Below are 19,822 nucleotides of genomic sequence, written 5' to 3' on the forward strand. Positions count from 1 at the left end.
GGGCTGCCGGGCCGGCCGGGGGCCGCGGTCCGTGTGCTCCTGCTGGCCGGATCAGTGGTGCTTGCTGCGGGTCCCCTCACCAGCCTCGGGGCATGGGCCGCCCCTCATCTGGTGCAGGCCGCGAACGCAGAAGAGGCGGTACCCGCCCCTCCGGGCACCCCGGCGGTGAGGACGGGGCTTGGCACGGACGTTCTGCTGCGCCCGGGCGCCGAGCGCACCCTGCCCGCCACTGCGGCGGACCGCGGCGTCGGGCCGGACAGGACCAGCACGCTGGTCCTGTCAACGGACCCCAACAACGGCGATGGCGTGTCGGCCGCACTCATGCGCGGCGGCGGAACAACCCTCGACTCGCTGTCCCAGCTGCACCCGGCCGCCGGGCTGTCCTGGACCGGGGAGACCTCCCGGCCCCGTGACGACGCCGCCACCGCCGCCCTCCGGAGCACCGCCGCACTGCTCGTGGGGGACACCGGAGCCGACCCGCGACCAGAGCTGCGCCGGTTCGGCGTCGGCTACGTGGTGCTCCAGCAGTCCGACACCGCCGCGGAGCTGCTGGCGGAACGGCTCGACGCCGTGCCCGGCCTGGCCGCCGTCGGGATCACGCCGTCGGGCTGGCTATGGCGCGTGGCGCCCGCGGTGATGCCGGACGGGACCGAGGACGCCGGCGGGCGGACAGCCAGGGCGAGGATCCTCGACGCGGAGGGCCGTACCGAGACCCTGGTCCCGTCCGGGGCCAACCGGGTGGAGACGCGGATCCAGGGCGGGGAGGCCAAACGCCTGCTGGTCCTCGCCGAGCGCGCTGACCGCGGGTGGCACGCCACGCTTGACGGGCGTTCCCTCGAGGGCGCTTCCGACGGGTGGGCGCAGGCCTTTCTTCTGCCGCCCTCGGGAGGGCATCTGACGGTCGGGTATGTCTCGCCCTGGCAGCCCTGGGCCGAAGCCTTCCAGGTGGCCGTGTTCGGTGCCGGCACCCTGCTCGCGGTGCCGGTGCCGGTGCCGGCCCGGCTCCGTACCGTGCGGCTTCCGCCGGCCGGCCGCGCCGGTGGAAGCAGGCAGCACATCCTCGATACGTCGGTCACCCACGGGGCGAGGCCTTTCGGCCGGACAGCCGGGGCGCAGCCGGGAATGGCAGCTGCAGGTGCCCGGTCATGAGCGTTCCTATGCCGCACCCTTCCACCGATACGGGACGGCCGCGCAGCAGGCGGGCCCGCAGGTCGGCGGGTGCACTGGCGGGTGCCCTGCTCCTCGGCGCGACAGCGGCGCTGGTAGCGTTGGATGCGGCAGGAGGATCAGGCGCCGAACCGCTCGAGTTTCCCACCCCTGTGGCCGAAGTTCCGGCGGGGAATCACACCGTGGTGTGTACGGGCCCGCTGAGACTCCCCGACAGCACCGTCCCCGACAGCACGGTCCCCGGCGGGGCTTTCCCCGGCGGGGATCCCGCCTTCAGCCCGGTGTCCTCGACGGCGAGGACACTCGTCAGTGCGATGGTACTCAGCGATCCCGGAGGCTCACTGCCGGCGAACGCCCTGGTGCCGCTCGGCTCCGGCGCGCCGGTTCCCGTTCCGGGGGAAGTTCCCGGAACGGGCTCCGCGTCGGCGGCCGCGCCGGTCGGCAGCGGGAACGGCGCGCCTCGGGCTGCGGGAGTTCTCCGCGGCAGCGCGGTGGATGCGCCTGCCGTCTTCCGGGCCGACCCAGGAGGGGCTCCCGCGCCGGTGGCTGGGGCGATGCTCACCTATACCGCCGGCGACGGCGACCTCCGCGGCCTTGCCACCAGCACGTGCCAGCAGCCGTCCAACGATGTGCTGCTCCTCGGGGGCGCCACGGGAGTGGGCGACTCCTCGATCCTGGTGCTCACGAATCCTACGGAGACTCCCGCGGCCGTGGACCTTGAGCTTTTCGGCGCTGCCGGTCCGGTCACGGCCGGGACGGGCAGTCACCTGGTACCCCCGGGGGAGTCGCGTCGGGTGGTCCTCGGGGGCGTGGCCGGAAGCCAGGAGCAACTCGCGGTCCGCGTCCACAGCGACGGCGGCCGGATCTCCGCCGTGGTCCAGCAGAGCGTCCTCCGGGGGCTGACTCCGGGCGGCGTCGAGTTGCTGGCGCCGTCCGCCCCGGCAGCGGCAGCACAGGTCATTCCCGGCGTCGTGATCCAGGCCATGGACACCGCCGCCGCCATCCGCGGGCAGGAAGGCTACGCCGCCGCCTCGCCGGCGCTGCAGGTCCTGGTGCCCGGCGGCAGCGACGCAGTGCTCGATGTGCGGATCTTCGGGGCCGGCGGCGAAGCGCCCCTGCCCGGTGGGGGAGTTGTGACGGCAGCAGCCGGCAGCGTCAGCACCATCCCGCTCGATCACCTGGCCGAGGGCAGCTACACGGTGTCCGTCACCTCGGATGTTCCCGTGGCCGCTTCTGCACGCGTCAGCCGCGGCATCACGGCCGGCGCCCCGGTGGACTTCGGCAACGCGCCGGCGTCGGAGCGGTTGGGGAGCGGGCATGCCGCGGTCCTCGCCGACGGCACCGATGTCCACTTCGTGTTCGGTGCACCCGAGGGCGGCGCGGAAGTGACGATCACTCCCGTGGGAGCCGACGGAGCCCTCCGCGACCCACAGCTGGTGGACGTTGCGGGGGGCACATCGGTGACCATCCCGGCGTCGTCCTTCGGACCCGACGCCGCGGCGGTGATCGTCAGCGCCGCCGGAGACCCTGTGTTCGGGGCGCAGGTGGCGACCCTCGGAGGGGACACGGCCGGAGTGTCGGTGACTGCCATCCCCGACGCCGCCGTCAGCACGAGGACGATTCCGGTGGAGCTGCGGTACTAGGAGGGCCGTGTCAGGTCAGGCCTGTGAGCGCCCGTAGGCGGGATCGACCGCTTCCGGCGCCATGCCCATCAGCTCCGCCGTCTGTTCGATGACCACATCGTGCACGAGCTCGTTGACGGGCAGGACACCCCGGGCCGCCATCTCGACTGGATGGCGGAAGACCGTGATCACCGCGGGCCGGCCGGGCGTCGCCGGGGCCGCTGCCCCCAGGAGGCCGCGCAGGCTTTCGGGGGTCCGGTCCTCGAGTCCGTCGGGAATCTCCTGAACCACGATCTGCAGGTCCTGGATGCGTTCACCCCACAGACGCTCAAGGCGCTGGGCGGATTCCATCACCCACTCGTCGAACTGCTCCGAGCGGGTCCGGAAACCCGGAAGGTGGGAGCCGATCAGCTCACCCCGCATCCCACGCCCGCGGCGGTTCCTGCGGCGCTCGAAGAACGAACGTCCGGCCAACGGGCCGGAACCCTTGAATTCGGTCAGGTTCACCGAAAATGTTGAAGCTTCCCGCATACAAAGACTCTAAGCCCATTGCTGCACCGACGCACCCGTGTCACCGGAATTCCCGGCCTGGGCCGGTGACGCGGAGCAGTTTCTCCTGGCCCCCATCTCGCCCCGGCAGACGGCAGGGTCGGGCGGCCGGTCGCAGCCCCGGCAGGGCGTTGCGGGACGGTAGGCTTTCTCCTCGTGGGATCCCTCCGTTCATGTTCGCGTTCAGCCTGCCAGCGTTCGGCCGTGGCGACGCTGACCTATGTCTACGCCGATTCGACGGCTGTCCTGGGGCCGATGGCCACCTACGCGGAACCCCATACCTATGACCTGTGCGCCCTTCATGCCGGGCGGCTCACCGTCCCCAGGGGCTGGGAGGTGGTGCGCCTGCCGCTGCCGACGGCGCCGCCGGAACACAATTCCGACGACCTGCTGGCGCTCGCCGACGCCGTCCGCGAGGCGGCGGTGGACCGTTCCGCCCTCCCTCCCGGTCCCATCCACCGGGGATTCAAGCTGCCGATCGAACCACCTCCCGATGGTGCCGGACCCCGCCGGGACCACCTGCGGGTCCTTCGGGACCACTAGGCTCCGCATCTATTCCGGTTCGGCCCCGGATGCCCGTCGACGGTATCCTTGAGGGATCCCGAACCGCGACCGTCCTCCCGGAAAGCCTCATCATGGCGAATCTGCCCCAGCACCTGCTCGCCGTCCTCCGCTGCCCCGTCACCGGGTCGCCGCTGGCCGAAGATGGCGGACGGCTGGTCTCAACAGCGCCGGGCCCGGACGGCGCAGCGGTGGAATACCGGCTTGAGGAAGGCATCCCCGTGCTTCTTCGCCCCGAACTACTTGACGATCCAGCCCGACTTTAGGAACCCGATGACCCTCGACTTCAAGGTCGCAGACCTGTCCCTGGCCGCAGCCGGCCGCCACCAGATCCGCCTCGCAGAGCACGAGATGCCGGGCCTCATGGCGCTGCGCCGTGAATTCGGCGACTCCCAACCCCTCGCGGGCGCGCGGATCGCCGGGTCGCTGCACATGACGGTGCAGACCGCCGTGCTCATCGAGACCCTCACGGCGCTCGGCGCCGAGGTCCGGTGGGCGTCCTGCAACATCTTCTCGACCCAGGACGAGGCCGCCGCCGCCGTGGTGGTGGGCACCGGAACCGTCGAGGAGCCCGCGGGGGTTCCGGTCTTCGCCTGGAAGAACGAGACCCTCGAGGACTACTGGTGGACCGCCACGCAGATCCTCACCTGGCCGGGCCAGGCCGACGGGCGAGGACCGAACATGATCCTCGACGACGGAGGCGACGCCACCATGCTGGTCCACAAGGGCAAGGAGTTCGAGGCGGCGGGTGCTGTTCCATCAGATCCGCGGGAGGGCGACGCCGACTACTCCCACGAGTACACGGTATTTCTGGCCACCCTTCGCGCCACGATCGAATCCGAGCCGCGGAAGTGGACGTCCATTGCCGACGGGATCAAGGGCGTCACAGAGGAGACCACCACGGGCGTCCTGCGCCTCTACCAACTGGCGGCGAAGGGCAAGCTGCTCTTCCCCGCGATCAACGTGAACGACTCCGTGACGAAGTCGAAGTTCGACAACAAGTACGGCATCCGCCATTCACTGCCCGACGGCCTGAACCGCGCCACCGATGTCCTCATCGGCGGCAAAGTGGCCGTCGTCTGCGGATACGGCGACGTCGGAAAGGGTGCGGCCGAGGCGCTGCGCGGACAGGGTGCACGTGTGATCGTGACCGAGATCGACCCGATCTGCGCCCTGCAGGCGGCCATGGACGGCTATCAGGTGGCCAAGCTCGAGTCGGTGCTGGGCGAGGGCGACATCTTCATCACCACCACCGGCAACAAGGACGTCGTCATGGCCCACCATATGGCGGGCATGAAGCACCAGGCCATCGTCGGGAACATCGGCCACTTCGACAACGAGATCGACATGGCCGGGCTCGCGCGCATTCCGGGCATCGAGAGGATCGAGATCAAGCCGCAGGTCCACGAGTGGGCCTTCCCCGGGAATGAGGCGGACGGCACCACGCAGCACTCGATCATCCTGCTGTCCGAGGGGCGGCTGCTGAATCTGGGCAATGCTACCGGGCACCCGTCCTTCGTCATGAGCAACTCCTTCGCGAACCAGACCATCGCGCAGATCGAGCTCTTCACCAAGTGGGACCAGACGGACGCCGAAGGAAACCGCGAGTATGAGGAGCAGGTGTACGTCCTGCCAAAGCTCCTCGACGAGAAGGTGGCGCGGCTCCACCTCGACGCGCTCGGCGTGGAGCTCACCGAGCTGTCCAAGAGCCAGGCCGAGTACCTGGACCTCGACGTCGCCGGGCCGTACAAGTCCACGCAGTACCGGTACTGATCGACGGAACCGCCCTGCGGCTGCCGGTCAGCCCTGGCTGAACGGCAGTTTGTGGAGCCGTTCGGCCGTGGCGTTGATCCGGGATCGCTGACGGGACATCGCCGCGAACTCGCGCGCCCGCCGTGCGGCGATGACGGCGTGGAGGAACTCCTCGGGATGGGTGCCCGGAGGCGGCGGCGGGGAGACCAGGAAGCCCGTTTCCGAGGCGAGTTCCCCCGCCAGGACGGAGCGGGCCCGGGGCATGAGGCGGGGTGCCTGGGCGAGGAACTGGGAAACCCTTCGTGCCAGCGGATCGGGCAGTCGGCCGATGTCCGCCGTGGAGGCCCACTGCCGGAGCCCCGGAGGCATCATCACCGCGGCGCGCGGCCGAACGACCACCCGTTCGCGCATCGAGTAGGTTCCTGCGAGGAGATCACCAAGCCGCTTGGATCGCTCGTTGAACAGGGATACCACGAAGGCGAGTGATCCGAGCAGAAGGTAGATCTCGAGGACACCCACCATGCCGCGGAGGAAAGCGTGCCGAAAACGGATGGCGCCGCCGTCGTCGCGTACGATCCGGAGCCCCATGATCAGGCGTCCGAGGGATTTGCCCCGGGTGACTGTCTCGATGGTCACGGGGATCACGAGGAGGACCAGAACAGCCAGGACGAGGACCAGGGCGCCGGTGAACGCCGGATCGAACGCGCCGTCGAGGGTGTCGGCGAGCAGCAGGACCAGCACGAACACCACGATGAGCTGCGCTGCGACGTCGATGAGGGTCCCGAGGCCGCGCGCCGCGAAACCCGCAGGCCGCAGTTCGAGGACGACAGCCTCGCCAGTTATCACCGAACTCATCCTGAACCCCCTGCGCTGGTTGCGGACCGCTGTTCCGTGCCCAGCCTATCGCTGCCCGAGGTGTGCCGGGCATCCCGGGCAGCGCGGGAACGGGGCGGGGAACTATAGGGTGAGGGCATGGACGTCGACGCCTTCGTTGAAGTGCACCGCCCCGACTGGCAGCGGCTGGACACCCTGGTGGGTAGACGCCGGCTGTCCGGCGCCGAGTCCGACGAGCTGCTGATGCTCTACCAGCGCGTCTCCACCCACCTGTCGATGATCCGTTCCGTGGACCCGGAAAGCGCCCTCTCCGGTGCGCTGTCGATGAGGCTTTCGAGGGCACGGACGCGGTTCACCGGCGCCCGCTCCAATTTCCTGGAGGACGTGGCCCGGTTCTTCGTTCTCTCGCTGCCGGCGGCTTTCTACCGGATCCGCTGGCTGACGGTGGTGGTGGGAGTGCTGTTCGTCGGTGTCGCCTGGCTGCATGGGGCGTGGGTCGTGAATTCGCCCGGCGTCATCGCCGCCATGGGTTCGGATGAGGAGCTGCGTCAGTATGTGGAGGAGGATTTTGCCAACTACTACTCGGAGAATCCGGCGGCCTCCTTCGCCGGAGCCGTCTGGACCAACAACGCGTGGATCGCACTCCAGGCAGTCGCGTTCGGCGTCACCGGCATCTGGGCTCCCTTCGTCCTCTACCAGAACGCCCAGGGGGTGGGGATGGCAGGCGGCATGATGGCCGCCTATGACAGGCTCGATGTCTTCTTCCTCTACATCCTGCCGCACGGGCTCATGGAACTGACCGCCATCTTCATTGCCGCTGCGGCCGGACTGCGCATCTTCTGGGCATGGGTTGCACCGGGTCGCCGGACCCGTGCGGCCTCGCTCGCCGAGGAGGGGAGATCGCTCATCACTGTGGCCCTCGGACTGGTGCTCGTCCTCCTGGTCTCGGGGCTCGTCGAGGGATTCGTCACACCGAGTGCCCTTCCTCCGTGGCTCCGGATCACGATCGGGTTACTCGTCCTCGCGGCGTACTGGGTGTACACGCTCCTGCTCGGCCGGCGTGCCGTGAACGCCGGTTCCACGGGGGACCTCTCCGCTGTGGACCGGGGGGAGACCGTCCGCACCGCCTGAACCGGTCGCTCCCGATGCCCCTGTGTCGGCGTCACTTGTCCGCTCAGCTGTCCGCCCGCCCGTGGCCCGGTGCTCCGGGGAGCCTCCAGCGTCGCCGCAGCTTCGGCCGGTACTCTCGAAAGGAACATGCCGCCCGAAGCGGCACAGCAGCGAGGAGACCCCAGCAGTGGCCGACACCGACAATGCCCCCGGGCAGCAGCACACCGCCGACGACGCCCGGCCCGTCGCCGACGACGAGACAAGGCGACGCGGCAGCGATTCGCCCGCGGACGACGAGACAAGGCGACGCGGCAGCGATTCGCCCGCGGACGAGGCCCATCCGCGCACAGCGGCGCTCCGCACCGAGCAGCTCGCCGCTGCCGGGGCTACTGCCGCCATAGTGCCGGGCGAAGCGGGGTCCGGCAGCGCCATCGGCGACCCCGGAAAGCCGGCGGAACCATCCTCCGACACCGGTGCCCTCACCCTGCGTCCCTCCGAGGACGAGGTGGCGCGCCGGGCAGCGCAGCGTGAGCAGGCCGTCACCCCGAAGCCGGGATTCCCCCGATTCCTCCAGGTGCTGATCGCGGTCTTCTTTCCCGTCATCGTGCTGGCGGGGGCGGTGCGCGCTGTGACGACGTCGTCGTTCCTCTGGCTCGAATACCACCGCCCCGGATTTCCCGCCGACTCCTACGGGTTCTCCACCGAAGACCGCATGACCTACGGCTCCTACGCCCTCGACTATGTCGTCAACCTGGCCCCGGCGCGCTATCTCGGAGGGCTGGTGGAGCCCGACGGCACCCCGTTGTTCCTCGACTCCGAAGTAGGGCACATGGCGGATGTGAAGACAGTGCTGTCGCTCTCCTTCGTGGCGGCCTTCGTCCTGTTCCTGATTGCGGTCGCGGCCGGCATCTACCTGGCCCGCACCTACCAGGGCGGCGTCCGCAGGGCACTCTTCGCGGGTGCCGTGGTTACCCTCGTAATGATCGTGGCCCTCGCGGTTGCCGCGGTCCTCGCATGGCAGACGTTCTTCACCCAGGTCCACGCGCTGTTCTTCGCCGACGGGTCCTGGACGTTCCGGGTCGACGACACCCTGATCCGGCTCTTCCCGGAACAGTTCTGGACCGACGCCGCGGCGTCGGTGGGTGCCATCGTGCTCCTTGCGACACTGGTGACCCTGGTTCTGGCCTGGCCCACCAGGGCCAGGCGCGAGCGGTCGAGAACAGCGCAGGAGGCCCGACAGGCCCGCTTCGCGGCCGCCCTTGGGCCCCGCGTCGGCTAGATCCAGCTCGGCATCCACATCCGACGCCGCCACTGATCGTCCGAAATCAGCTCGGCGGTCCAGACCGGAAGGAAGAAGGCGGACAGCGCGACGGCGGCCACCAGGAAGATCCCTGCGAGGGCGATTCCCTGGCGGCGCCGGCGGGCAGTGTTCCTGCGCTCGGGCTGGTGCTCGTTCGGGGGAGCGCCGATGACCAGCCCCAGGCAGTGCACGAGGGCGAGGATCAAAAATGGTTCGAAGGACACGGCGTAGAAGAAGAAGGTGGTGCGCTCGGAGTACAGGAGCCATGGCAGGTAGCCTGCTGCGACGCCGGCCAGCACGGCTCCCGCCCGCCAGTCGCGGCGCCCCGCCCAGACGAAGAGGAGCACCACCAGGGCGCCGGCGGCGCTCCACCAGATGAGCGGGTTGCCCAGGACCGTCACTGCCTGCGTACAGGATTCCGCCTCGCAGCCCTCCCCGGCGCCGTAATTCTCGCGGTAGAACGAGGTGGGCCGGCCCATCACGAGCCATGACCACGGGCTTGATTCGTACGGGTGGTCCGAGCCGAGTCCTTCATGGAAGCTGAAGGCGCTGCGATGGTACTCGGCAAGCGAGCGGACGGACGGCGGCAGCCAGTCCCACGTACCGGACGGGTTGGCGACGGCCCATTGCCGGCCGTACGCATCCGTGGACAGCAGCCAGCCGGCCCATGAGGCGAGGTAGGTCAGTGCGGCAACGGGCACCATCGCCGCGAAGGCCTGCAGGCCGTCCCGCAGGACACCACCCACGATCCAGCGGTGCACGCCGGCGCTCCGACGTGCGCTCAGGTCCCAGGCGACGGTCAGAAGCCCGAAAACGGCGAGAAACGGCAACGCGGACCATTTCGTGCCCAGGGCCAGGCCGAGGCACACGCCGGCGGCGATCCGCCACGGACGCACGCCGAGCCAGGGCCCGTACAGCAACTGCGCAGGCGTCGGGACACCGTCCGGTGCTGCCCGCGCCAGGGCCGACAGGGAGCGCGCCAACCGGCGTCGTCCCTGGTCCCGATCCTTCAGGAGCGCCGCAAAGGCCGCGAGGATCCAGAAACTCAAAAAGATATCGAGCAGCGAGGTACGGGACTGCACCAGATGGTGGCCGTCGATGGCCAGGAGCAGGCCCGCCGCTGCCCCGAGGAGGGGAGAGCTGAACAGTCGCTGGGCGACGAAGGCCAGAAGCAGCACCGACACCGTGCCCACCAGCGCGGCCGAGAAGCGCCATCCGAACGGATCTTCAGCTCCGAAGAGCAGCATCCCGGCGCCGATCATCCACTTGCCGACCGGTGGATGCACCACGTAGTCGGCGGTCGAGAGGAGAACGTCGGGCTTCCCGGCATTGAAGGAATCGTTTGCGTCCTCCGGCCACTCGCGCTCATAGCCCGAGAGCAGCAGCGAGTAGGCGTCCTTGACGTAGTACGTCTCGTCGAACACGAGGGAGCCCGGTTCGCCCAGCCTGAGGAACCGCAGCAGGCCGGCGACCACCGCCACCGCCAGCGGCAGCAGCCAGGTGAGCGGCCCGCCCTGGGTCGTGGCACCCACCAGGCGGTGGGTCAGCGCCGCTTCGGTGAAGGCCTCCCGCGGAGAGGAGAGCCAGGGTGCCGAGACGTGTTTGTTTCGGACGGCGGTGTGGCTCACAGTGCCATGCTACCGGCGGGAATCACCCGCCCCCGCAGAATGGTCTAGTGGGTGAGCCTGTCTTCGTGCACGCGGTGGCTGTCGGGCTCGAGCTGGAACGTGCAGTGCTCGATGCTCACGGGGAAGTGTTCGGCCACGCAGGTCTGGAGCTGATCGAGCACCGAATGGGCGCTGCCACTGGAGAAGCAGTCGTCATCGACCACCACATGGGCGGTGAGCACCGGCAGGCCGGTGGCGATCTGGGTGATGTGCAGATCATGGACGTCCCTCACCGACGGCAGCGCACGGAGGTGCTCGCGCACGGCGTCGGGGTTGATACCGGCCGGCGTGGACTCCAGGAGGACGTTCACCGTCGTGTGCAGCAGCTTCACCGTCCGGGGCAGGATCAGCACGCCGATGAGCATGGCGGCGACGGCGTCGGCGCGCATCCAGCCGGTCAGCGTGATCACGACGGCCGCAGAGATCACGGCCAGTGATCCGAGGGCATCGGCCAGGACTTCAAGGAAAGCGGCCCTCATATTGAGGTTGGCGCTGCGGTGCCGGGCGAGGACCAGCAGGGCCGCGGCATTCCCCAGGAGGCCGATGACGCCGAAGACCAGCAGCTCGCGGGAGGCGACGTCCGTGGGCGTCACGAGCCGCTGGATCCCTTCGACCAGCACATAGAGCCCGACCGCGAGGAGTACACCGGCCTGTGCCATCGCAGCGACCACTTCGGCCCGTCGAAAGCCCCAGGTCCGGCGCGCCGTTGCCGGGCGGGCCGCAAGGGTCGCGGCGCCGAGGGCCAGGGCGAGGCCGGCAGCGTCGGTGAGGACGTGTGCGGAGTCGAAGAGGAGGGCGAGACTCCGGGTCCAGGCAGCTCCGATGAGCTGGAGCACCAGAACTCCAAGGGTGACGGCGAGGGCGGCGGCCAGCGGCCCGCGGTGAAACCCGTCGCCCGCCGCATGCTGGTGATGGTTCCCCATCAGATCAGGCTACAGTGCCGCCGAAGCAGCGCCGGGAAGCCGGGCAGCGGGAGCGCACCCGGTGCATCGGGCGCTAGGCTTGACCGGTGAGTGAGCCAGGAGACAGCACCGGGAGGATCCCCGACGCCGGCGGGGCGCAGTTCGCGGCCTACCGGGGAACGGCAGGCGATGGCGGTTCCGTGGGTCGGGTGGTGCTCGCCGGAACGCCGATCGGCAACATGGGCGACGCCACCGAGCGCCTGCTGGGCCTACTGCAGAGCGCGGACGTCGTGGCGGCCGAGGACACCCGCCGGCTTTCCCGGCTCGTGCAGTCCCTCGGGGTGACGGTGAACGGACGGATCCTCAGCTACCACGAACACAACGAGGCCACCCGGACGGGGGAACTGCTCGAACTCGTGCGCGGCGGCGCGACGCTGCTGGTGGTCACCGACGCCGGCATGCCCTCGGTCTCGGACCCCGGGTACCGGCTTGTCGAGGCCGCGGTCAACGAGGGAATCGACGTCACAGCCGCGCCGGGGCCCTCGGCGGTCCTCACCGCGCTCGCGCTGTCGGGACTGCCGACGGACCGCTTCTGTTTCGAGGGGTTCCTGCCGCGGAAACCCGGCCTGCGCGCGGGCCGCCTGGCGGAACTTGCCGCTGAACGGCGGACCATGGTGTTTTTCGAAGCACCCCATCGCATCGAACCCATGCTGCGCTCCCTGCAGCAGGCCTTCGGCTCCGACCGCCGCGCGGCCGTGGCCCGCGAGCTGACCAAGGTGCACGAGCAGGTGCTGCGCGGTACGCTCCTGGAGCTGCTCCAGTGGGCTCAGGGCACCGGGGTCCGCGGGGAGATCGCCGTGGTGGTGGGCGGTGCTCCGGAAGCTCCGCCGTCGCGACCCGAAGACCACATCGCCGCGGTGCAGGAGCTCGTGGCCGACGGCGCCCGGCTCAAGGAGGCGGTGGCCCATGTCGCCGAGGACGCCCGGGTGAGCAAGCGCGAACTGTACGCGGCAGTCATTGCCGCGCGCTAGGTCAGGCCCGCGCCGCTGACGGCACGGAGGAGCCGGTCGCGTAGGCCCTGCTGATGGCCTGCTGGGTATTCTCGTACACCGTGCGGCCGTTCGGCAGCAGGGTGTAGGCGAGGAACTCCTCCTCGAACGTCACGATGTCGGTGTTGACCGCTTCGAGTTTTGCCTTGATCAGCAGGGCGAGCGTATGCCAGCGCCGGCGGGCCGCCTTCTCGCGGCCCTGGTCGTCCGTTTCGTCGGCGCAACCGACCGGGCCCGTCAGGAGGAGGCGGAAGCGGCGGTCGCCCGAGGAGAAGACGATGACCGTCCGGCGCTGCTCCGAAACGCACCGCACGCCGCTCGCGCCGTGGCTGCTGAGCAGTCCTACAATCTCGGCGCGGGAATCCGCACTGCTGGTTGAAGCGCCTCGAACATAGTTAGTCGTCATGATCTAGGATACGTCCGAGTGCGGCACTGCCCACCCAGCTGCCGAGGACGCGCCGCCTGTGCGGGTGAACAGCGCATCGCCGCCTCGACGGTGCAGCGACGTCTGGACACCCGTTCCGTCCCACGGCTAGCGTGAAGCGTGAACGTCGCTGCGCACGGAAAAAGCCCTGGCGCTGTCACCACTGATCGAGGAGCTACCCCATGGCCGTGACCGCTACCCGCGAGACCGAAGTGCTGGAGCAGGTGCCCCGCGGCTTGCTGATCGGCGGCGACTGGCGGGATTCCTCCTCCGGCGCAGTGTTCGACGTCGAGGACCCGGCAACGGGCAGGACGCTGCGATCGCTCGCCGACGCGACCCCGGAGGACGGCGTGGCGGCCCTCGACGCGGCGGTTGCGGCACAGCGGGACTGGGCAGGCACGGCGCCCCGCGAGCGCGGCGAGATCCTGCGGCGCGCCTTCGAGCTGGTGACCCGGCGTGCCGAGGATTTCGCCCTGCTCATGACCCTCGAGATGGGAAAGCCGCTTGCCGAGGCGCGCGGTGAGGTCACCTATGGTGCGGAGTTCCTCCGGTGGTTCTCGGAGGAGGCAGTGCGGACGTCGGGGCGGTACTCGGTGGCCCCGGACGGAAAGTCACGGCTTCTCGTCAGCAAGAAGCCGGTGGGGCCCTGCCTGCTCATCACTCCTTGGAACTTCCCGCTCGCGATGGCTACGCGCAAGATTGCGCCGGCGGTCGCCGCCGGGTGCACCATGGTGCTCAAACCAGCGAATCTCACGCCGCTGACGTCGTCGCTCTTCGCTGCGGTGATGGAGGAAGCGGGTCTGCCCGCAGGGGTGCTGAACGTCATCCACACGACCGACGCCGGCGGTGTCACCGGCCCGCTCATCAAGGATCCCCGGCTCCGCAAGCTCTCCTTCACCGGATCCACTCCGGTGGGACGGAGCCTGCTCGCGGCGGCGTCGGACAACGTCCTGCGCACGTCGATGGAGCTCGGCGGCAACGCGCCGTTCCTCGTCTTCGAGGATGCGGATGTGGACGCCGCAGTGAACGGGGCGATGCTCGCGAAGCTCCGCAACATGGGGGAGGCCTGCACAGCGGCGAACCGGTTCATCGTGCACGAGTCGATTGCCGATGATTTCGCCGCCGGACTGGCCGGCCGGATGGCGGCGATGACACCGGCCCGCGGCACGGAGGAGCACTCCACACTGGGGCCGCTGATCGATGCGAAGAGCCGGAACAAGGTGCACGACCTCGTGTCCGCCGCGCGGGGCGACGGGGCTGAACTGGTGACCGGAGGTGCTCCGGTGGATGGCGCCGGATACTTCTATCAGCCCACTGTCCTGACGAACGTGCCGCGGTCCTCCCGCATCATGAGGGAGGAGATCTTCGGCCCCGTCGCACCCATTCTCACGTTCGCCACCGAGGACGAAGCCGTGGAGTTGGCCAACGACACCGAGTACGGTCTGGTGGCCTACGTCTTCACCCGCGACCTCAACCGCGGCCTCCGCATGGGCGAGCGCCTCGACACCGGGATGATGGGCCTCAATGCCGGTGTGATCTCCAATGCGGCAGCACCCTTCGGCGGCGTGAAGCAGTCCGGTCTGGGCCGTGAGGGAGGAGCGGAAGGGATCGAGGAGTACCTCTACACGCAGTACATCGGCATCGCCGATCCCACGGCCTCCTAGTCCGGCCGGGGCTTCCCGCCTTCCTGGTCACCGGCGCGTTACGGAGCGCGGCAGAAGCAGTGCTTTCAGGCGGGCACCCCTGCCGCTGCGCTGCCGGAGGGCGGTCGTCACCGACTCGACGTCGTCCCAGACGCCGTGCCTTCCGGTCGGCGGCTCCGGCGGGATCCGAGGTTGGCGCGGCCCTGCTCCCGGGCCGGTGGGGGAGGCGTATTCCTCACGTTCGTAGGCCTGCTGCAGCCTGGTCAGCGACACCGATGACGCTCCGTGCAGCCCCGCCTGGGAGCGGAGCCGCTCGGCGAAGACCCGCGGCGTGTCGGTGGGAAGCAGAGGATACCCGTAGTCGCCGGCCAGTTCCGTGGTCTGTTCCCAGGCGGTGGTGGCCGCACGCGGTGCCGGGCCGCCCAGGAGCTGCCGCCGGCGGAGGCCGGTCCGGAGGGCTCGCAGGATGAGCGGCAGCAGGAAAAGGACCAGTCCGCCGACCAGAACGATAGCGGCCACGCCGGCCGGGCCGTCGTCGCTGGAAGCGGTGCCCCCGCCACCCGGAGAAGGTTCGTCGGCTGCCTCTCCCGGCGGAAGCGGGGAATCGGGGAGGGTACCGGGGTTCAGGCTGTCGACGTCGTCGGCCCGGGGGCCCGCGGGGGAGAAGGGCGCCTGGGCGTAGCCCGGCACCACTCCGCGCGAGGGAGTGGGTTCGAACTGCACCCAGCCCACTCCGGCGAAGTACAGCTCGGGCCAGGCATGGGCATTGCGGGAATCGACGACGAATTCCCGCAATTCGGTGTTCCCCGGGCCCTCCTCGAGGTCGCCGGTGGGCGTGCCGGGCGTGTATCCCACGCCGATGCGGCTGGGAATGCCGGCTGCGCGGGCCATGACCGCCATGGTACCGGCGAAGTGGACGCAGTAGCCTGCCTTCGCTTCAAGGAAGCGTGCCATGACATCCATGCCGCTGCCGTCGTACCCGCCGTCCACGGGAGCCTCGACGGAATAGGTGAACTCGGCGCTGCGCAGGTAGCTCTGGATGGCCAGTGCCCTGTCGTAGGGGCTGACGAGCCCATCCGTCACCTCCTCGGTGGTGTCCCTGATGATCCCCGGTGTGTCGCCGGCAAGGTCGGTGAAGACGTCCGCGACCGCCCCGGGTTCGGAGGGGCCGAGGGCTTTCAGGCCCTCTCTGGTGAGCTGGGGAAGGGCACTCTGCACCTCGTAGACCTGGCGGGCCGTCGATCCGCCGTCGATCGCGAGCACGCTGAGGTTCTCGGGATCCCAGGACCACCGGCCCGTCAGCCCCGTGATGCCCGTGGGCGCGTAGGGCGACAGCAGCCAGGGGCTGGAGTAGCTCTGCGTGGTGATGCGCGTGAAGGTGCTGACACCGTCGGCCAGGGAGTTCCGTTCGAGGTCGGTGCCCATGTCCGCGAGGCCGCGCTCGCGGTCACCCAGCCTCTGGTCCGGTTCCCAGCGCCGTCCCTCGAAGTTCTCGAGTGTCACCGCACGCAGGTACAGGGGAACCGAGGAATCAGTGGCATAAGTGATCCGGCCGAATCCGGTCGGGTTGCGGAGGTCGTTGCCCAGCGTAACGGCGGGGTTCAGTCCCGTGGCGCTGCCCCACATGTTCAGGCGCGCACCCTGCGGGAAGGCGCCTGAGTTGAAGCCGGGGATGGCCAGGGGCAGCAGAATCGTCACGGCCAGTGCCGCGCTGCCGATGGCCAGCCCGCGGCCGAGGAACCCGGCCGAAGCGCCCGGTGCCGCCGGAGGGGCCTCCCGTAGTTGCGCACAGCCCAGGATCAGGAGATAGGCGGCGGCGCCGAGGAGAAACGCACCGAGGCCCACGCCGGTCGGTTTGACGACGGCGGGAACCACCATCAGCGTCAGGAGCGGGAGCCCGCTCGCCGCCGGCATCCGGAGAGTCGTGGCGAGGATGTCCACGAGCATGGCAATCAGGCCGATCGCCGCACACGCCACCAGGAGTATGCCTTCGCCGGGCAGCACCGGCACCACCTGGGACACCACGGTTTTTTCCGCTGCATCGAGAAGGGCACCGAGCCGTGCCCACGTGCCCGGTCCCGGGAGAACGCCGAGGATGCTCTGGTCCGGGAAGAACTGTGCGGTCAGCGTGCCGACCCAGGCGGCCAGTCCCGCAAGCGCGGCAACACTGCCCGACGCGCGGAGAGCTCTTGCCGCGGTCACGGCGAGCAGCACGGGGACAGTGGTGCGCAGCACCGGCATCAGCCAGGTCCACGGCTCCAGCACTCCGTTGAGACTTGTGGCGGCGGCGAGGACCGCGAGCAGGGCAGCCCCGGTGAGCCACCAGTGCCTCGGATCGGTGGTGCGCCTCCGCGCCGGTGCTTCCGCGCTCCCCTTCACGTCCTCGGCCGGTCGGTCCAGTGTTGCCGTCACGCGAATCCTCCCCGGGTCTCGGATGCCGTCTTCGAAGCCGGTGCGCCTGTCGGAAGGCGTCCGGGGACGGATCCCGGGGCCTGGTCAAGGCCGGCCCATACCGCTGGAAGATCCGAGCCGGGCGAAGCCGCCGATGCCTGCCAGCCCGCTGAGCGAAGGATTTCAAGCTGGTGGTCGGCATCGCCCGGGCGGTCGGTGATGAGGATGGCGAAAGCCGCTGATCCGTAGTCCGACGCCGCGCCGAGCGCGGTCGCTTCGGCTGGTGTCACCAGTCCCAGCAATGCGATCACGGGGCCGCGGTGACGGTTCGCCGCGAGCCTGTCCAGCAGTTCATCGCCGAAGGCGATGCCGGTGGTCATCCGGTCCGGGTCGGCACGCTTGGCTCGCAGCCGGCGGATGGCCGATTTTGCCGCTTCGCCTCCATGGACTGCTGAACTGCCGGCGTGCCCCGGGTCCGGGGCGAGCTCAAGTGCCGCGAGGCCCTCCGCAATGTTGGCCAGAGCACCCTGGCCCAGGTGCTCCTCGTCACCGGGGAAAGGAGCCGACGGCGAGTGCAGGAGCGCAGGGTGTCCGTGGTGGTCGAGGAACCGCAGCGCGTAGTTGCGCTCGAGGAGGTGTGCGCTGATCGACACGGCCGCCGTCACCGCCCATTCGAAGCTGGGGGAGGTGTTCAGCCCGTTGCCGTCCGGTGCGTGCTCGGGTCTGAACGCGGCCGAGAACCTCGTACTGAAGCTGCCGGCTCGCTCATCGAGCAGGAGGGTCGCCTCGGGTGCGGTGACCGACTCCTCCTGCCGGACCATGAGTTCGCTGTGCCGTGCGGTTGCGGGCCAGTGCACGCGGCGCATCGAGTCACCGTGGCGGTACTCGCGCGTCATGACGTCGTCGTCGCTGGGGTTTGCCCGGCGCCGGGTGGCTACCCGGCCGTCGCTGCCGCGCGAGCCGGAGAGCGCGGAGTACAGCAATTCCACGGGTGCGGGAGTCACCACCAGGGCGTCAGTGCCACCGAGCTGGTGGCGTGACCTGCCCAGGCCGAACGGGTCGCTGAATTCGGCCATCACGGGGCCTATCCGGTACATCCCGCGGGACGAGGAGCGGAGCCGGTACTCGTAGAGCGACACCCCCGCGGCGGTGGGGTTGTGGGAGGGGAAGGCGAACGTCGGTGCCTCACCGAAGCGCGCGGGCAGTTGCTCTTCCATCAGCACCGGGGCCCCTGACGGAACCGTGGAGGTCAGCGCGAGCCCCACGGTCGTGGTGGAGCCGGTCTCCATGGACTGCCGGGAGAAGCGGCGATGCACGGAGAACCGGGGCTTGCTCCACCGCAGGATCAGTACCGAGACCGCCGGCAGGCATAGGAGCAGTACCCCCAGATACAGCAGGTCCCGGCGCCCCAGGACTTGGGCGAACACCAGTGCTGCCAGGGCCGTGATGACGAAGCCCCAGCCGCGCGGGGTCAGGACCCTGGAGGGCAGTCGCTCTAGGAACTCCATGGCCGGGTCAACCGCCACTCCGCCCTGGGTGCCGGACGCCGGCGCGGTGGTTCTCGCGCGCCACGGGAACCCGGGCGATGATGCCCTCGATGACTGACGACGCCGTATCCCCTGCCGTCGTCGCCTTGCGGTCCAGCAGGAGGCGGTGGGCCAGGACGGCATCAGCGACGGTGGCGACGTCGTCGGGCAACACGAATTCGCGGCCCTCCAGGGCGGCACCGGCTTTCGCGGCGCGAAGCAGCTGCAGGAGTGCGCGGGGACTCGCGCCGAGGCGGAGCCGCGGGTGTTCCCTGGTGGCGCTGCCGATCGCCACGGTGTACTCCTTCACGGACCGGGAGACGAAGACCGCACGCACCTGGCTCATCATGCCCGCGATGTCCGCGGCAGTGGCCACCGGCCGGATCCTGTGGAGCGGGGAGGTCGACTGGTGGTTCTCGAGCATCTCCACCTCAGAGCGGGCATCGGGGTACCCCATCGAGATCCGGGCCATGAAGCGGTCACGCTGCGCTTCGGGAAGGGGATAGGTGCCCTCCATCTCGATCGGGTTCTGCGTGGCGACCACCATGAACGGCTCACCGAGTGCGTGGGTGCGGCCATCGACGGTGACCTGGTGCTCCTCCATGGACTCCAGCAGCGCGGACTGCGTCTTGGCGGACGCCCGGTTGATCTCGTCGCCGATCACGATGTTCGCGAAGACCGGACCGGGCCGGAACTCGAATCGGCGCGTGTCCTGGTTGTAGATCGACACCCCGGTGACGTCCGAGGGAAGCAGGTCGGGCGTGAACTGGATGCGGTTGACCGAGCAGTCGACGGTCCGTGCCAGTGCCTTGGCGAGCATGGTCTTGCCGACCCCCGGAACGTCCTCGAGGAGCAGGTGTCCCTCGGCCAGGAGGACGGTGAGGGCGAGCCGCGCGGCGGCGGGCTTTCCGTCGATGACCGTATTGATCGATTCCAGGATCCGTGCGCTTACTTCGGAAAAGGAATTCCCGGATCCGTGTCCCGACAGCGGAGTGCCGACATCCTCCAGGCCTGGCGTCGCAACGGTGTTCTGAACGTCCATCGGTACCTTCCACGCGGGCGGTTGCAGGCCGACGCGCCGGCAGACCCGCCGGCTTCGACGTACAGGATTGATCGTGATCTATAGATTACTGTCTCAACTTGCCGTTCGGGGGATAAGTTCCGGTACTGGCTAGGCTGGAATCATGTGCGACAACCAGCCCTTTTCCATCGGCACCACGCCGGGACCGTACCAGGCCGCCCTCGAGGGCACGGACGGAGGGGCGGGGACCCCCGCAGCCGGCCGCGCAGGGCGCACGGCGGAGGGCACCGGCGGGCGGGGCCGC

16 protein-coding genes and 1 pseudogene are annotated in these 19,822 nt (G+C 69.6%); 9 read left to right on the forward strand and 8 right to left on the reverse strand.

The features are described from left to right. Positions 1 to 1,149: pseudogene (locus tag Y704_RS20455) on the forward strand (hypothetical protein); the annotation flags it as partial. Next, the gene (locus Y704_RS20460) at positions 1,146 to 2,810 is read left to right on the forward strand and encodes a DUF5719 family protein (RefSeq protein ID WP_253904290.1); all 1,665 of its coding nucleotides are present in this window, start codon (positions 1,146 to 1,148) and stop codon (positions 2,808 to 2,810) included. The pseudogene Y704_RS20455 and the gene Y704_RS20460, both read left to right, overlap by 4 nt. Positions 2,811 to 2,825: 15 nt before the next feature. On the opposite strand, the gene Y704_RS0110475 is transcribed toward Y704_RS20460, so the two are convergent. Then, positions 2,826 to 3,320 (reverse strand): metallopeptidase family protein, encoded by a 495-nt coding sequence (locus Y704_RS0110475; protein WP_026550086.1) that lies wholly within the window; start codon positions 3,318 to 3,320, stop codon positions 2,826 to 2,828. A gap of 174 nt (positions 3,321 to 3,494) precedes the next feature. On the opposite strand from Y704_RS0110475, the gene Y704_RS0110480 reads away from it, so the two are divergent. The 3 genes from Y704_RS0110480 to ahcY are packed head-to-tail and all read left to right on the forward strand — an operon-like array spanning position 3,495 to position 5,672. After that, positions 3,495 to 3,881, forward strand: coding sequence for a DUF3499 domain-containing protein (locus Y704_RS0110480; RefSeq protein WP_026550087.1), 387 nt, complete (start codon positions 3,495 to 3,497; stop codon positions 3,879 to 3,881). A gap of 29 nt (positions 3,882 to 3,910) precedes the next feature. Next, a complete protein-coding gene (locus Y704_RS0110485; RefSeq protein WP_343212837.1) occupies positions 3,911 to 4,165 on the forward strand; it encodes a Trm112 family protein in 255 nt (84 codons plus the stop codon). A gap of 7 nt (positions 4,166 to 4,172) precedes the next feature. Beyond that, a complete protein-coding gene (gene ahcY, locus Y704_RS0110490; protein WP_026550089.1) occupies positions 4,173 to 5,672 on the forward strand; it encodes an adenosylhomocysteinase in 1,500 nt (499 codons plus the stop codon). Between the two features lie 27 nt (positions 5,673 to 5,699). Here the strand turns inward: ahcY and Y704_RS0110495 are convergent, their stop codons facing one another. Continuing rightward, the gene (locus tag Y704_RS0110495; RefSeq protein ID WP_026550090.1) at positions 5,700 to 6,506 is read right to left on the reverse strand and encodes an RDD family protein; all 807 of its coding nucleotides are present in this window, start codon (positions 6,504 to 6,506) and stop codon (positions 5,700 to 5,702) included. A gap of 117 nt (positions 6,507 to 6,623) precedes the next feature. On the opposite strand from Y704_RS0110495, the gene Y704_RS0110500 reads away from it, so the two are divergent. Together Y704_RS0110500 and Y704_RS20465 are read left to right on the forward strand one after the other, a co-directional pair. Next, positions 6,624 to 7,616, forward strand: coding sequence for a stage II sporulation protein M (locus tag Y704_RS0110500; protein ID WP_026550091.1), 993 nt, complete (start codon positions 6,624 to 6,626; stop codon positions 7,614 to 7,616). A gap of 166 nt (positions 7,617 to 7,782) precedes the next feature. Further along, on the forward strand, positions 7,783 to 8,874 hold the full coding sequence (locus tag Y704_RS20465) for a TIGR01906 family membrane protein (RefSeq protein ID WP_051476928.1): 1,092 nt from the start codon (positions 7,783 to 7,785) through the stop codon (positions 8,872 to 8,874). Here the strand turns inward: Y704_RS20465 and Y704_RS20470 are convergent. Together Y704_RS20470 and Y704_RS0110515 are read right to left on the reverse strand one after the other, a co-directional pair. Continuing rightward, positions 8,871 to 10,523, reverse strand: a complete 1,653-nt coding sequence (locus tag Y704_RS20470; RefSeq protein ID WP_081747560.1) for a dolichyl-phosphate-mannose--protein mannosyltransferase — start codon at positions 10,521 to 10,523, stop codon at positions 8,871 to 8,873. The genes Y704_RS20465 and Y704_RS20470 overlap by 4 nt on opposite strands. 44 nt (positions 10,524 to 10,567) lie before the next feature. Then, positions 10,568 to 11,485 carry a cation diffusion facilitator family transporter gene (locus tag Y704_RS0110515; protein ID WP_026550092.1) on the reverse strand — a complete coding sequence of 306 codons (918 nt, stop codon included), beginning with the start codon at positions 11,483 to 11,485 and terminating at the stop codon, positions 10,568 to 10,570. A gap of 218 nt (positions 11,486 to 11,703) precedes the next feature. Here Y704_RS0110515 and rsmI point away from each other — a divergent pair, with 218 nt between their 5' ends. Next, the gene (rsmI, locus tag Y704_RS0110520; RefSeq protein WP_343212839.1) at positions 11,704 to 12,495 is read left to right on the forward strand and encodes a 16S rRNA (cytidine(1402)-2'-O)-methyltransferase; all 792 of its coding nucleotides are present in this window, start codon (positions 11,704 to 11,706) and stop codon (positions 12,493 to 12,495) included. A gap of 1 nt (position 12,496) precedes the next feature. On the opposite strand, the gene Y704_RS22775 is transcribed toward rsmI, so the two are convergent. Beyond that, the gene (locus tag Y704_RS22775; RefSeq protein WP_155850329.1) at positions 12,497 to 12,919 is read right to left on the reverse strand and encodes a hypothetical protein; all 423 of its coding nucleotides are present in this window, start codon (positions 12,917 to 12,919) and stop codon (positions 12,497 to 12,499) included. A 200-nt stretch (positions 12,920 to 13,119) separates the two neighbouring features. Here Y704_RS22775 and Y704_RS0110530 point away from each other — a divergent pair, with 200 nt between their 5' ends. Then, positions 13,120 to 14,601, forward strand: a complete 1,482-nt coding sequence (locus Y704_RS0110530) for an NAD-dependent succinate-semialdehyde dehydrogenase (protein ID WP_026550094.1) — start codon at positions 13,120 to 13,122, stop codon at positions 14,599 to 14,601. Positions 14,602 to 14,628: 27 nt separating this feature from the next. Here Y704_RS0110530 and Y704_RS20480 read toward each other — a convergent pair whose 3' ends face one another. Genes Y704_RS20480 through Y704_RS20490 form a run of 3 tightly spaced genes read right to left on the reverse strand, consistent with a single transcriptional unit; the run spans position 14,629 to position 19,539 of the window. Further along, complete coding sequence (locus Y704_RS20480; protein ID WP_051476930.1) at positions 14,629 to 16,992, reverse strand: transglutaminase TgpA family protein; 2,364 nt, start codon at positions 16,990 to 16,992, stop codon at positions 14,629 to 14,631. After that, positions 16,989 to 18,497 carry a DUF58 domain-containing protein gene (locus Y704_RS20485; RefSeq protein ID WP_253904291.1) on the reverse strand — a complete coding sequence of 503 codons (1,509 nt, stop codon included), beginning with the start codon at positions 18,495 to 18,497 and terminating at the stop codon, positions 16,989 to 16,991. The genes Y704_RS20480 and Y704_RS20485 overlap by 4 nt, the downstream gene beginning before the upstream one ends. Next, complete coding sequence (locus Y704_RS20490; RefSeq protein ID WP_035772358.1) at positions 18,487 to 19,539, reverse strand: AAA family ATPase; 1,053 nt, start codon at positions 19,537 to 19,539, stop codon at positions 18,487 to 18,489. The genes Y704_RS20485 and Y704_RS20490 overlap by 11 nt, the downstream gene beginning before the upstream one ends. Positions 19,540 to 19,822 lie beyond the last annotated feature (283 nt).

This window comes from Arthrobacter sp. Br18 (genome assembly GCF_000520555.1).
GTDB lineage: Bacteria > Actinomycetota > Actinomycetes > Actinomycetales > Micrococcaceae > Arthrobacter_D.